Here is a 13266-nt window from a genome sequence, read left to right on the forward strand (position 1 = left end):
GCGCTCACGCGCGCAGCCTCAGGCCGCGCGGGTTCGCGACGAACCCGGCGGCGGTCAGGGCGTCGCCGAAGGGCGTGCCCAGGGCGAAGACGCCGTCGATCTTCTCGACGGTGAGCTTCTCGACCCCGCGGGAGCGGACCAGCTGCGCGAGCGCTCCGGCCGCGTCCGCGAGGACGGTCTCGTCGGAGGAGAAGGTGAGCGCCGTCTTCCCGCCGCGCTCGAGGTAGACGGCGAGCTCGCCGTCGACGACGGCGACCAGAGCGCCCGCCTTGCGACCGGGCCGGTGGCCCTCGCCCTGCGGCCACGCCAGTGCCGCGCCGAACGGGTTCGCCGGGTCGGTCGCGGCCAGTGCGAAGACGGGCCGGGCGCGCTGCTGGGCCTCGTCCTGCGGCGCGAAGGTGCGCAGCCGGTCGACGCTGCCCGCCGTGCCGAACTGCGCGGCGCCGAGCTTCTCGATGAAGTAGCCGCGGCGGGCGCGGCCCTGCTGCTCGAAGCCGCTGAGCACCTTGTAGGCGAGCGCGAAGCCGCCGAGCACCCCCTCCGCCTGGACGGAGCCGCGGGTGACGATGCCGTAGCGCTCGAGCAGCGTCTCGCCGAGCGCGTGCCCGCGGATCGTCGCGTCCGACTCCGCCAGCGGCACGATCGACCAGCGGCCGCCCGCGGTGGGCGGGCCGACGCGGGTCGCCATCGTGGGCCGGGCGGTCATCCGGCCGCGCGGCGCCCTGGCGCGGGCGGGGGCGCGCGGCTGCCGGTGCGCGCCGCCGGTGGAGCCGACGAGGGTGCGCAGCGGAGCGAGCGTGTCGTTCGTGAGCAGGCCCGCCCAGACCAGCTCCCACAGCGCCTCGACCAGCGTCTTGTCGTCGGTGGAGCCGACCGCGTCGGAGAGCTGCCGGAAGAAGTAGCCGCCGCCGGAGCCGAGCACGCCGACGATCTCCTGCTGCAGCTCTCCGAGCGGCACCGCCTCCGCCGCGGGGACGGGCAGCGTGAGACCGGCGGTGTCGGCGAGGTGCAGGCTCACCCAGCCGTCGTTGCCGGGGAGGGTGCCGGCGCCGGCCCAGAGGACCTCGCCGGTCGCGGTCAGCTCGTCGAGCATGGCGGGCGAGTAGTCGCGCACCCGGGCGGGGAGGATCAGCGACTCCCAGGCCGAGGCGGGGATGGGCGCACCCGCGAGCTGGTCGATGACGGAGGCGACGCCGTCGATGCCGCGCAGCGAGCCGCCGAGGTGCTGCCAGGCCGGCAGGAAGCGGCCGTAGGCGGCGGCGTCGACCGGCTCGACCTCCTTGCGGAGTGCGGCGAGCGAGCGGCTGCGCAGGCGCCGCAGCACCTCGCTGTCGCACCACTCGGAGCCGGTGCCGTTCGGGCGGAACTCGCCCTCGGAGACGCGCCGCTCGCCGGAGAGCCGGCGGAGGGTGTCGTTGACGACCGCGACACCGAGCCCGAGCCGCTCGGCGACCGCGACGGCGGTGAACGGGCCGTGGGTGCGGGCGTAGCGGGCGACGAGGTCGCCGAGCGGGTCGCGCACCGGGTCGATGAAGGCGACGGGGACGCCGATGGGCAGCGGCACGCCGAGGGCGTCGCGCAGGCGCGAGGCGTCCTCCATCGCGGCATAGCGCTGCTCGCCCGCGAGGCCGACCGGCAGGACGCGCTTGGCGCGGACCAGCTCGGCGACGATCGCCTCGAGCGTCTCGCGCGCGATCGGCGCGGCCTTCGCGACGTCGGCCGACGTCACCGACTCGTCGACGAGCCGCTCACCGAGCTCGTCGACCGTCAGCGGACCGAGCAGGCGGAGCAGATCCGCCGCTCCCTCGAGGCCGCGCAGGCGCCGCTCCGGCTCGACCCGCTGCAGCTCGCGCTCGATCTGCGCCAGGACGAGCGGGTCGAGCAGCTCGCGCAGCTCGGCGCGGCCCAGCAGCTCGCCGAGGAGCGTCGCGTCGACCGAGAGCGCGGCGGCGCGGCGCTCGGCGAGCGGGCTGTCGCCCTCGTACATGAAGGCGGCGACGTAGCCGAACAGCATCGAGCGGGCGAACGGGCTCGCCGTCGGCGTCTCGACCTCGAGGATCTGCAGCTCGCGGCCGTCGAGCCGCGCGGCCAGGCGCAGCAGCGCGGGCAGGTCGTAAACGTCCTGGAGGCACTCGCGGACCGTCTCGAGGATGATCGGGAAGGTCGGGTAGGTGCGGGCCACGTCGAGCAGCTGGGCGGCGCGCTGGCGCTGCTGCCAGAGAGGCGAGCGCTTGCCCGGGTTGTAGCGGGGCAGCAGCAGCGCCCGCGCCGCGCACTCGCGGAACCGGGCGGCGAAGAGCGCGGAGCCGCCGACCTCGCTGGTCACCAGCTGCTCGAGCTCGTCGCGGTCGAAGAGGAAGAGCTCGGCACCGGGCGGCTCGGACTCGGTGTCGGGGATCCGGACGACGATGCCGTCGTCGCCCGCCATCGCGGCGCCGTCGACCCCGTGCCGCTCGCGGACCCGCGCGCCGATGGCGAGGGCCCAGGGGGAGTGCACCTGCATCCCGTAGGGCGAGTGCAGCACCAGCCGCCAGTCGCCCAGCTCGTCGCGGAAGCGCTCGAGCACGAGCGTGCGGTCGTCCGGGATGCGGCCGGTGGCCAGCCGCTGCTCGTCGAGGAAGGAGAGCAGGTTGTTGGTCGCGTACTCGTCCAGGCCCGCGGCGGTGCAGCGCTCGCGGGCGGTCTCGACCGCGGCGCCGCCGATCTCGCGGGTGAAGGCGCCGATCGCCTCGCCGAGCTCGGCCGGCCGGCCCTGCGAGTCGCCCTTCCAGAACGGCAGGCGTCCCGGCTCGCCGAAGGCGGGCGTCACGATGACGCGGTCGTAGGTGATCTCCTGGATCCGCCAGCTGGTCGCGCCGAGCGCGAAGACGTCGCCGACGCGCGACTCGTAGACCATCTCCTCGTCGAGCTCGCCGACCCGGTTGCCGGTCGAGCCGGGCTCGCCGACCATGAAGACGCCGAACAGCCCGCGGTCGGGGATCGTCCCGCCGCTGGTCACCGCGAGGCGCTGCGCTCCGGGCCGGCCGGTGAGGGTGTTCTCGTCGCGGTCCCAGACGACGCGGGGCCGCAGCTCCGCGAACTGGTCGGAGGGATAGCGGCCGGAGAGCAGGTCGAGCGTCGCCTCGTAGGCCGAGCGCGGCAGGGCGACGAAGGGGGCGCTGCGGCGGACGGTGTCGAACCACTCTTCGACGTCGAGCGACTCCAGCGCCGTGGCGGCGACCGTCTGCTGCGCGAGGATGTCGAGCGGGTTGGCCGGGACCATGATCGCCTCGATCAGGCCGGCACGCATCCGCTCGGTGGTGACGGCGGAGTGCAGCAGGTCGGCCCGGTGCTTGGGGTAGAACGAGCCGCGGGAGACCTCGCCCACCTGGTGCCCCGCCCGGCCGACGCGCTGGAGCGCGCTCGCCACCGACGGCGGGGTCTCGACCTGCACGACGAGGTCGACGGCACCCATGTCGATGCCGAGCTCGAGGCTCGAGGTGGCGACCACGCAGCGCAGCCGGCCCGACTTGAGGTCGTCCTCGATGATCGCGCGCTGCTCCTTGCTCACCGAGCCGTGGTGCGCGCGGGCGAGGAGCGGCTCGTCCTCGGGAGCGGCCTGACCGGTACCGCTGGTCGCTCCGGCGGCGCCCATCGTCGCGGCGGGGCTCCGGCGGGCGGAGGCGCCGACCGCCTCACCGAGCAGCGCCCCGACCGCGACCGGCTCGCCGGCCTCGCGGGCGCGCTCGGCCTCGGCCTCGCGCCGCTCCGCGTAGATCTCGTTGAGCCGGGCCGTCAGCCGCTCGGCCAGCCGCCGCGAGTTCGCGAAGACGATCGACGAGGTGTGCGCGAGCACCCGGTCGACGATCGACTCCTCCACGTGCGGCCAGATCGAGCCGTTCTGCGGGCCGGTGGCGCCCATCGTCGAGCCGTCCTGCGAGGCGGTGGAGCCGAGCTCGGACATGTCCTCGACGGGGACGACGACGCTGAGGTCCCACTGCTTCTCGGAGACGGGGGCGACGATCGTGACGGGGGAGCGGCCGGCCAGGAAGCGCGCGACCTCCTCGCGCGGACGGACCGTGGCCGAGAGCCCGATGCGCTGCACGGGCTGGGGCAGCAGCGCGTCCAGCCGCTCGAGCGAGACCGCGAGGTGCGCGCCGCGCTTGGTGGAGGCGACCGCGTGCACCTCGTCGACGATGACCGTCTCGACCCCGCGCAGCGACTCCCGCGCGGCCGAGGTGAGCATCAGGTAGAGCGACTCGGGGGTGGTGATCAGGATGTCCGGCGGCGTCTTCTGCAGCACCCGGCGCTCGGCCGCGGGGGTGTCTCCGGAGCGGACGCCGACGGTCACCGTCGACGGCGCGCTGCCGATGCCCTCGGCGTTCAGCCGGAGCGCGGTCTGCGTGACGCCGACGAGCGGCGAGCGGAGGTTGCGCTCGACGTCGACGCCGAGCGCCTTCAGCGGCGAGACGTAGAGCACGCGGGTGCGGTGCTGTGGGTCCTCCGGCGGCGGGCCCTGGACGAGCCGGTCGATCGCCCACAGGAATGCCGACAGCGTCTTGCCCGAGCCGGTCGGAGCGACGACGAGCGCGTGCGCCCCGCTCGAGATCGCCGACCACGCGCCCTCCTGGGCGGCCGTGGGCGCGGGGAAGGCGCCCTCGAACCAGGCTCGCGTGGCGGGGCTGAAGCGATCGAGGACGTGCGGCATGCGTGAATCCTCCCTGCCACCACCGACATTGCCGTGCGCGGGCCCCGCGGGCGAGCCCTTGACGAGCGGCCGCGGCGGCCGGTGATCGTCGGGCGGCACCGGAGTCAGGCGAAGCCCAGCCGCACGAAGGTGCCGATGTCGGCGAGCTCGGCCTGGCTCACGCCGTGGGCCACGCCCTCGTAGACCCTCGCGTCGAGCGCGGTGTGCGCCGGGAACCACTCCGCCGCCGCCGCGACCAGCTCCGGCGGGATCACGGCGTCCCGTGTGCCGCGCCCCCAGAACACCGGCGGACGCTCCTCGGCGAGGGCCTCGTCGGCCGGGTCGCCCTCCGCCAGCGGCACCACGAAGCCCGAGAGGGCCACCGCGAACGCGAACCGCCCGGGGGCTCGCCGCAGCAGCTGCACGGCCAGCGCCGCGCCCTGCGAGAAGCCGAGCAGGCCGACGGGACCGTCGTGCTCGAGCGCGTCGAGCCAGTCGAGGACGCCCTGTGCCGCCTCCTCGACCGCGACCGGGTCGGCCCGGGGCTGATCCGGATCCAGCGGCACCCGCAGCGGCCACCAGGCGTTGGCGCCGCCGTCCAGGGCCAGTGGCGCCCGGAGCGAGGCGAGCACCGGCTCCAGCGGCAGGTAGGCGCCGAGCGAGAACAGGTCGCCCTCGTGCGAGCCGTAGCCGTGCAGGAGCACCAGGAGGGGCCGCCCGGCCCGGTCCTTCGCGGAGGAGGACCACAGCACTGCGTTCGCGTCGATAGCCATCGGACCATCATCGCCGAGCCCGCCGGATGCGAGCCGAAACCGGACTGACATGAACGTCGGGTAAGAATGGCCCTATGAGCGTGCGTACCCCTGATCCCAACTCCGGGTGGCTGTCCGACGATGAACTCGCCGAGATCCGCCGTCGGCTCCCGCTGCTGTACGTCGAGGCGGTGCCCGTGCGCGTCGACGGACTCGGCCAGGTGACCGAGGTCGGGGTGCTGCTCCGGGCGACCGCCTCGGGGCAGATCACGCGCACCATCGTCTCCGGCCGGGTGATGTACGGCGAGACCCTCCGCGACGCGCTCTTCCGCCACCTCGAGAAGGACCTCGGCCCGATGGCGTTCCCACTGCTGCCGGCCAGCCCGCTGCCCTTCCACGTCGCCGAGTACTTCCCCATGCCGGGCATGGGCCCCTTCACCGACGACCGGCAGCACGCCGTCTCGCTCGCCTACGTCGTCCCCGTCACCGGCACCTGCGATCCCCGCCAGGACGCTCTCGAACTGACCTGGATGACCCCCGACGAGGCCTGCTCCGACGCCGTCTCCGCCGAGATGGAGGGCGGGCGCGGCGCCTTGCTGCGCGCCGCGCTCGCATCGGTGGGGAAGCTCCGGTAGCGCGCAGCGTGCCTCCTCGCGCGCCGCGGGGCGGCGCGCCGCGGTCGGCTCTTGCAGGTGGTCGGGCCCCGTAGAGCGTCCGACGTCCGCCTGGCGGAATTCGCTGGCACGCGAATTCCTCTTACGGCTCGAAGCGCGCTCTCGCGCCGAGACTAGGGGCGAGGGGCTTCGCATTCGCTGGCACGAGGCAGCCGCCTCCATTGAGTCGTCCGGTGCGGCGCGGGGCGGCGCGCGACATGCTGGCCGAGTAGCGCGGAGCGCGTCTCGAGCGGCGAAGCCGCTTCGCGTCTCGGTGGTGAGGGAAAGGACACGGCGGCGCCGCGTCATGGTGGTCGAGTAGCCCTGCAGGGGCGTATCGAGACCCGCCGTCGCCAGCATGGGCGGGTCTGCAGACTCGTCTTTTAGCGATGGTGGATCTCGATACGCCCGCTCCGCGGGCTACTCGATCAGCATGGCTTTCCCATACGGACTTGGTGAACTTTCCTAGGAGACCCGCCGTGACCTGGCAGGCATCGTCCGCGGTCCTCTGGTCTCAGAGGTCTCGGTGCGGGTGGGCCGCGCTTGCGCGCGAGCATCCCGTCGAGAGGTGCGCCTCAAGCGGGCGACCCGTACACAACGAAGGCTGAAGAGCATTCTCACGTCCTTTTTCGTGCGGAACGGGCGGTTCAGCCTTAATTGTGCACACCGCTGACGACTGAGAGACGACGAAGGCCGGGACCCCGACCCGCGACTGTGTCGCGGGAGGACATCCCGGCCTTCACTGACTGGCTTCGTGCAGTCGTCGGCACGCGCACGTCGTCAGACGCTGCGCCCCCGGACCAGCCGCCCCTCACGAGGCGGAGCGGCGATTCGCGTGCCAAGCGAATCGCCGTAGCCGGTGGCGAGACGCTCCGTGGAAGGCAACCACCCGCCCTGCCGACTGCGGCGCGCCGCTGCGCGGCGCGCGAATCAGCCTTGAGCGCGTCGCGCAGGGCGGCGCTCGGCGCCGGCCGGCGCGGAGGAGCTGCTGCTGCCGCTGCCCGTGCTGTAGTACGAGCGCGAGCCGCCCGAGGTGGTCGCTGCGGCGGCGGAGCGGCCGCGGCCACCGCGCTGTCCGCCGCGAGCGGCGCCGTCGGAGCTTCCGCCGGTGCCGCGGCGGGGACGGTCGGAGCCGGCGCCGGCGGGAGCCGCCGAGCGCTCACCGCGTCCGCCGCGGGGGGCGGTGCCGCCGTCGGTGCGCGCGGCGCGCTTGCGCTGCGCGTTGGCGCCCTGCGAGCGGCCGCCCTGCGACTGGCCGCGGACGGGCTCGACGACGGCGGTCGGGGTGACGTACGCCGCGACGTCGCCGACGAGCTTCGACACGGCGGCCGAGTCGGCGGTGACGAGCTGCGGGGTGACCTGGATGGCCGCCTTCCGCAGGAGAGTCTTCACGTCGCCGCGCTGGCTGGGCAGCACGACGGTGACGACGTCGCCCTCGCTGCCGGCGCGGGCGGTGCGGCCCGAGCGGTGCAGGTACGCCTTGTGCTCCATCGGCGGGTCGACGTGGATGACCAGCTCGACGTCGTCGACGTGCACGCCGCGGGCGGCGACGTCGGTGGCGACGAGCACCTTCACGGTGCCGGCGCCGAAGGCGGCGAGGTTGCGGTCGCGGGCGACCTGCGAGAGGTTGCCGTGCAGGTCGACGGCGGGGATGCCCTGGCCGGTGAGCTGCTTGGCGAGCTTCTTCGCGTGGTGCTTGGTGCGCATGAAGAGGATGCGGCGGCCGGTGCCGGACGCCAGGGTCTTCACGAGGGCGTTCTTGGCGTCGAGGCCGTCGACCTCGAAGACGTGGTGGGTCATCAGCGCGACGGGCGAGTTCGCCTCGTCGACCGAGTGCAGCACCTCGTTCTGCAGGTACTTCTTCACGAGCTTGTCCACGCCGTTGTCGAGCGTGGCCGAGAACAGCAGGCGCTGTCCGCCGCGGGGGGTCTTGTCGAGGATGCGCGTGACGACGGGCAGGAAGCCCAGGTCGGCCATGTGGTCGGCCTCGTCGAGCACGGTGATCTCGACGGCGTCGAGGTTGACGAAGCCCTGCTTCATCAGGTCCTCGAGGCGGCCGGGGCAGGCCACGACGATGTCGACGCCCTGCTTGAGCGCGGCGACCTGGCGCTGCTGCGAGACGCCGCCGAAGATCGTGGTGGTGACGATGCCGTAGGCGTCGGCGAGGGGCTGCATGGCCGCGGTGATCTGCGTGGCGAGCTCGCGGGTCGGCGCGAGGATCAGGCCGAGCGGGCGACCCGGGCGGCGGCGTCCGCCGGCGAGCGCGCCGCCGAGACGGGCGACCATCGGGATGGCGAACGCGAGGGTCTTGCCGGAGCCGGTCTTGCCGCGGCCGAGCACGTCGCGGCCGTTCAGGGTGTCGGGGAGCGTGTCCACCTGGATCGGGAAGGGCTCGGTGATGCCGTTCGCGGTCAGGGCGGTGACGAGGGGTGCGGGGACGCCGAGTGCGGCGAAGGTGGGGATGGTCGACATGGATGGTGCCTTTCGGGGCATCATGCCGATCTGACAGCGCAGGCGGTGGCCGGGCGCGGGTGATCGGCTGTTCGGGCGAAGGTGACGGTGGTCACATCCGTTCGCCGTACGAAGCGGTGCGCGCGGCCGGGGGCCTCATGCACGTGCGCCAGATGGTCGGGATCCAGAGGGATCCGCAACGGAAAATGGGCGTTCTACGACGCGGGGGAGCGCAGTCGTCGCGCTCGCACCCTCCCACCCTAGTGGGTGCCGATCCATCCCCGCATGGTCGACTGCACGCGGGAGCCGTCGAGGTCGGCCAGCTTCAGGCCGACGAAGTCCCGCGCCCAGTCCGAGGTCTGCACCCGGAAGGGCGGCTCCGGATCGCGCAGGGTCTGCAGGATCACGGCGGCGACCTCCGCCGGCTCCTGGGCGTGGCTGGAGGAGAAGGCGGACGCCGTGCGGTCGAGGTAGGCGCCGAGCGCGCCGGCGTAGGGGCCGGCCTCGGCCATCAGAGCGGAGGAGTCGATGCCGACGTTCTCGACGAAGCTGCTGCGGACCGCGCCCGGCTCGATCAGCGAGACGTGCACGCCAACGGCTGCGGCGACGGGCGCGAGCGCCTCGAAGAAGCCCTCGATCGCGAACTTCGCGGCGCAGTAGTCCTCGTTGAACGGCTGGCCGACGGCGCCGCCGACGCTCGACACCGTCACGATCCGACCGCGCGAGGAGCGCAGCAGCGGCAGCGCGGCGCGGGTCACGGCGACCGTGCCGAAGAAGTTGACCTCCATGACGCGGCGCAGCTCGGCCGGGTCCTCGAGCTCGGTGATGCCGACGTGGCCTGCGCCGGCGTTGTTCACCAGGACGTCGAGCCCGCCGTGCACGGACTGGATCCGCTCGAGGCACGCGGTGACGGAGTCGGAGTCGGTGACGTCGAGCCGCTGCACGTCCAGCTCGACCCCGGCACCGCCGATCGCTTCGCGGAGTCCGTCGGCGTGCTCCACGTCGCGGACCGTCGCGACCACCTGCCAGCCCGAGCGGGCGGCCTCGATCGCTGTCGCGCGGCCGATGCCGGTCGAGGTTCCAGTGACGAGGAGGACGGGTCGGGGCATGCTGATTCCTGCTTTCCGGCGCGGGGGCGCGCCGCCCGGAGGCTATCGGCGGAGCCTCCGAGAACGGTCAGCATCGGCGACGGGATCTCGATACGCCCTCTGCGAGGGCTGCTCGATCAGCATGTCGGCGCCGCGTCAGCCCTTGTAGCGCTCACCCACCGGCACCTCGACCGGCAGCGTGTTGCCGGCCTGCGCGAGCGGGCAGGCCCAGGCCGGGTCGTACGCGCAGGAGGGGTTGTAGGCGAAGTTGAAGTCGAGCACGAGCGTCGACGGCGTCGCTCCGGTGCCGAGGTCGGCGCCCTTCACGGTGTCGAGCAGGTAGCGCCCGCCGCCGTAGGTGCCGCCCGGCGTCCCGGCCAGCGCGTCCTTGACGGGCACGAAGAGCCCGCCGCCGTAGGAGCCGAGCTTCCAGACGTCCAGGGTCCCTGCGGAGGGGACCTCGACGGTCCCGACCAGCTCGAACGGCACGACGCCGTCCGTCCCGGTCTCCACGTCCATCCGCCGCGCCTCCTCGGCCGGCGCGACCTCGAGCTCGAACCGCCAGGCCGCGTCGTACGGCGCGATCGGCAGCGAGCGGAAGTGCGCCCGGTCGGCGGGCAGCAGGGGAGTGGCGGGGTGGCGGTCGAACAGCGCGTTGCGCGCCCGGATCCACGAAGCGTGCGCGGCGAGCAGGTCGACGTTCGAGAGCCTGCGGACCTCGGCGTACATCGCCTGGACGTGGCGGCGCCAGTCGGCGACCTCGATGGCGGAGGCGAGCCGACGCCGCGGCGACACGGCGTCCTCGTCCTCGCTGCCGTCGTCCTCGCCGGAGGGCCAGCGGAAGCGCAGCAGGTCCGCGCGGGACAGCTCGACGGCCTCCTCGGCCGATCCGTCGGGGCTCACGGTGCGTCCTCTCCTCGGGGGCGGGTATCGGCGCCGACGTCGTGCCGCCAGGTCGGGGCCAGGGCGCGGATGCGGATCCCGCGCCACTGCCAGAACGCCCACATCGACGGCCAGAGCGCCGGTGAGGCGAGCCCGGCGCTGAACTCCAGCCGGTCGCGGAAGAGCGTCCGCCCGTCCGGGAGCGGCGCGACGGCCATCCGGTGGTCCCACGCGGTGATCAGCCGCAGCGCGCCGGACAGCGGAGCGCCGTTGTCGCGGAGGATCCGGACGTCGGGCATCGACGGGACGCGGCGGTAGGAGAGGTCGATCTCCTGCGCGCCCATCGGCACGATCCCGAGGGCGTCCATCGCGACGTCGTGCGGCCCGAGGCCCCAGGTCGGCCGGAAGCCGCCCTCGTCGAGGGACGCGGCGGTCAGGAACGGGGACATCACCTCGCGGAACACGGCCGGACTCTGCAGGGCGCGCCAGGCGGAGTCGGGGTCGGTGTCGAGCACGTACTTGAGCATCACCTTCACGGGGACCATCCTCCTCCGGGTTCCGGCGGGCGGGAACCGGGTGCGCGCCGGGCCGCGGGCGTGTAGGCGGCGGCGGAGCGGTCGGTACCGTGGAGGAGTGAACGCCGCGCTCCCCGACTCCGACCGCACCGCCGCCGCCCCGGCCGCCGCCTTCGACCAGGGGTCGTACCAGATCCGCTTCGACTGGGGCGCCCGAGGCCTCCGGGACCTCGCCCCGGCACACATCACCGTGCTGGTCGACGCGCTCCCGGGAGGAGCGGACGACGTGATCGACCCCGACGCGATCGGCGGCCACGTCGTCCGCGCCGGCCTGGCCGACCGCACCGCCGTCGCCCGCTGGATCCTCGAGCGCCAGCACGAGAACGGCGGCCGGACCAGCGTCAACGTCGTCGCCGTCGGCGAGGTCGACGCGGCGGGCGAGCCGCGCTTCGCCGTCGAGGACCAGCTGGCCGCCGGCGCGCTGATCGACGCCCTGATCGGACTCGGCATCGACCACGTCTCGCCCGACGCGGCCGTCGCCTCGGCGTCCTACGAGGGTCTCCGCCGCGCCTGCGTCCACCTGCTGACCGCCTCCGCCACCGGCCGCCTGCTCACGGCGCAGGGCCGCGGGGCGGAGATCTCCGCCGCCGCCCGCGCGGACACCGTCGACACGGTGACGGTCCTGCGCTCCCCGCGCTGACGGACCGCGCCTGAGCGTCTCCGCAAGGGGTGCGGCCGCTCTCGACCGGTAAGGGCGGAGCGGCGTAGCGTTCCCCGGGAGCGGAGGACCGCCTCCGCCGACCGTCTCCGCGACAGGAAAGCTGGCCCGAATGAAAGCCGTCCTCAACGACGTCGTCATCGCCGACGCCCCCGACTCCGATCTCATCTCCATCGAGGGCAACTGGTACTTCCCGCCCACGAGCGTGAACAACGACTACCTGGTGCCGAGCAGCACCCAGTACACCTGCCCGTGGAAGGGCGAGGCCCAGTACTACGACGTGAAGTCCGACGACGGGATGCTCAAGGACCGCGCCTGGTCCTACCCGACGCCGTACCCGACCGCGTTCGACCGCGTCGGCAAGGACTTCTCGGGCTATCTCGCGTTCTGGAAGGACGTGAAGGTCGTCGACTAGTCCTCGCCGCGGTCCGCGCGCTCGGCGCTCCGGCGCCGGTGCGCGCGGACCTTCGCCCGGTTGCCGCAACGCTGCATCGAGCACCAGCGCCGCGAGCCGGCCCGGGAGGTGTCGAGGTAGAGGATGCGGCAGTCCTCCGCGTCGCAGCGGCGCAGCCGCCCCGGAGTGCCGCCGCCGAGCAGGTCGACCGCCTCGCGGGCGAGGGTCGAGAGCGCCTGCCGCGCCGCCGCGTGCGAGCGGCCGGCCTGGCGCGAGCCGCCGGAGAGCGACGGCGGCACGTCCGGCATCGCGGCGAAGAGGTTGACGACGTCGACGTCCGCCGGGTCGCCCGCGGCACCGCGCTCCGCGGCGACGGCCAGCCGGGAGACAGCGCCGCGGAGCATCAGCGCGTCGTCGAGCCGCGCGTCGCGGGCGGTGGCGTCGACGGCGTCGAAGCGCTCGGCGAGCCAGGCCGCCAAGGCCTCGTCGGAGTCGAGACGCTCGCCGGGGATCCCGCGCAGCGGCCCGGTGCAGGCGAAGTCGAGCGCCAGGCTCCCGGAGTCGAACCACCAGCGGAGCCCGCCCGCGTCGACCAGCCACTGCCCGGTGCTCGGCACCCGGCCGCGGACCACGCGGTGCGGTGCGCCCTCGCTCACGCCGAGCGCTCGCTCGCGGCCGGTCGCGCCGGCACCTCGCGGCGCCGCCACTCGATCGCGTTCGCGGGCTCGAAGCGCCGGGCGCACCTCCCGCAGGCCAGCGGCCGGCTCGGGCGGCGGTGCCGGTAGAAGAGGTGCCCGCTCGGGCAGCTGCCGACCCACGGGGCGAGCTCGTCCGCGGTCGGATTGCTGTGCGTGCGGTCACCGGTGTAGCCCAGTGCCGTCGCCGCCCGCCGCCAGGCCGGACCGTGGCCGGCCTTCGGGCCGGCGAGCGCGTGCGCGACCTCGTGCAGCAGCGTCTGGTGCACCTCCTCGTCGCTCCACCGCGCGGCGAGATGCCGCGACACGGTGATGCGCCGGTCCTTCCAGTGGCAGGCGCCGCCGCGGGTGCGGGCGTGATCGAAGGCGAAGCTCCACGAGTCGTCCAGGTGCTCGCGCAGCAGCGCGTCCGCCCAGCGGGCGACCTGGTCGAGCTCAGCCATCGGTCGGAT

The 13266-nt window shown here is 74.1% G+C and carries 11 protein-coding genes; 3 read left to right on the forward strand and 8 right to left on the reverse strand.

The genetic code is table 11. The features are described from left to right. Positions 1 to 4: 4 nt before the first annotated feature. Positions 5 to 4687, reverse strand: a complete 4683-nt coding sequence (locus MT350_RS01725; RefSeq protein WP_243615310.1) for an ATP-dependent helicase — start codon at positions 4685 to 4687, stop codon at positions 5 to 7. A 104-nt stretch (positions 4688 to 4791) separates the two neighbouring features. Further along, the gene (locus MT350_RS01730; RefSeq protein WP_243600542.1) at positions 4792 to 5439 is read right to left on the reverse strand and encodes an alpha/beta hydrolase; all 648 of its coding nucleotides are present in this window, start codon (positions 5437 to 5439) and stop codon (positions 4792 to 4794) included. A 74-nt stretch (positions 5440 to 5513) separates the two neighbouring features. Between MT350_RS01730 and MT350_RS01735 the strand changes: the two genes are divergently transcribed. Beyond that, positions 5514 to 6053: an NUDIX hydrolase family protein gene (locus MT350_RS01735; protein WP_123445016.1), complete on the forward strand. Its 540-nt coding sequence runs from the start codon at positions 5514 to 5516 to the stop codon at positions 6051 to 6053. A 948-nt stretch (positions 6054 to 7001) separates the two neighbouring features. Here the strand turns inward: MT350_RS01735 and MT350_RS01740 are convergent. The 4 genes from MT350_RS01740 to MT350_RS01755 all read right to left on the reverse strand — a co-directional run bounded on the left by MT350_RS01740 (position 7002) and on the right by MT350_RS01755 (position 11037). After that, positions 7002 to 8543, reverse strand: a complete 1542-nt coding sequence (locus tag MT350_RS01740; protein ID WP_159423419.1) for a DEAD/DEAH box helicase — start codon at positions 8541 to 8543, stop codon at positions 7002 to 7004. 239 nt (positions 8544 to 8782) lie between these two features. Continuing rightward, a complete protein-coding gene (locus MT350_RS01745; protein ID WP_243600543.1) occupies positions 8783 to 9631 on the reverse strand; it encodes an SDR family oxidoreductase in 849 nt (282 codons plus the stop codon). A gap of 135 nt (positions 9632 to 9766) precedes the next feature. Further along, positions 9767 to 10339, reverse strand: coding sequence for a DUF1684 domain-containing protein (locus MT350_RS01750; protein ID WP_123445360.1), 573 nt, complete (start codon positions 10337 to 10339; stop codon positions 9767 to 9769). Between the two features lie 170 nt (positions 10340 to 10509). Next, positions 10510 to 11037: a hypothetical protein gene (locus MT350_RS01755; protein ID WP_374204666.1), complete on the reverse strand. Its 528-nt coding sequence runs from the start codon at positions 11035 to 11037 to the stop codon at positions 10510 to 10512. An 88-nt stretch (positions 11038 to 11125) separates the two neighbouring features. On the opposite strand from MT350_RS01755, the gene MT350_RS01760 reads away from it, so the two are divergent. Both MT350_RS01760 and MT350_RS01765 read left to right on the forward strand, forming a co-directional pair. Further along, entirely contained in the window at positions 11126 to 11707 is a 582-nt protein-coding gene (locus MT350_RS01760; protein ID WP_243600544.1) for a 2-phosphosulfolactate phosphatase, read from the forward strand. A gap of 130 nt (positions 11708 to 11837) precedes the next feature. After that, on the forward strand, positions 11838 to 12140 hold the full coding sequence (locus tag MT350_RS01765) for a DUF427 domain-containing protein (RefSeq protein WP_123445021.1): 303 nt from the start codon (positions 11838 to 11840) through the stop codon (positions 12138 to 12140). On the opposite strand, the gene MT350_RS01770 is transcribed toward MT350_RS01765, so the two are convergent. Next, the gene (locus MT350_RS01770) at positions 12137 to 12775 is read right to left on the reverse strand and encodes a CGNR zinc finger domain-containing protein (protein WP_243600545.1); all 639 of its coding nucleotides are present in this window, start codon (positions 12773 to 12775) and stop codon (positions 12137 to 12139) included. The two genes, MT350_RS01765 and MT350_RS01770, sit on opposite strands and share 4 nt — an antisense overlap. Beyond that, on the reverse strand, positions 12772 to 13257 hold the full coding sequence (locus tag MT350_RS01775) for a SprT-like domain-containing protein (RefSeq protein WP_243615311.1): 486 nt from the start codon (positions 13255 to 13257) through the stop codon (positions 12772 to 12774). The genes MT350_RS01770 and MT350_RS01775 overlap by 4 nt, the downstream gene beginning before the upstream one ends. Between the last annotated feature and the right edge of the window lie 9 nt (positions 13258 to 13266).

Origin of the sequence: Rathayibacter sp. VKM Ac-2928, from assembly GCF_022815545.1 — a bacterium.
In the GTDB taxonomy this organism is placed as follows: Bacteria; Actinomycetota; Actinomycetes; order Actinomycetales; family Microbacteriaceae; genus Rathayibacter; species Rathayibacter festucae.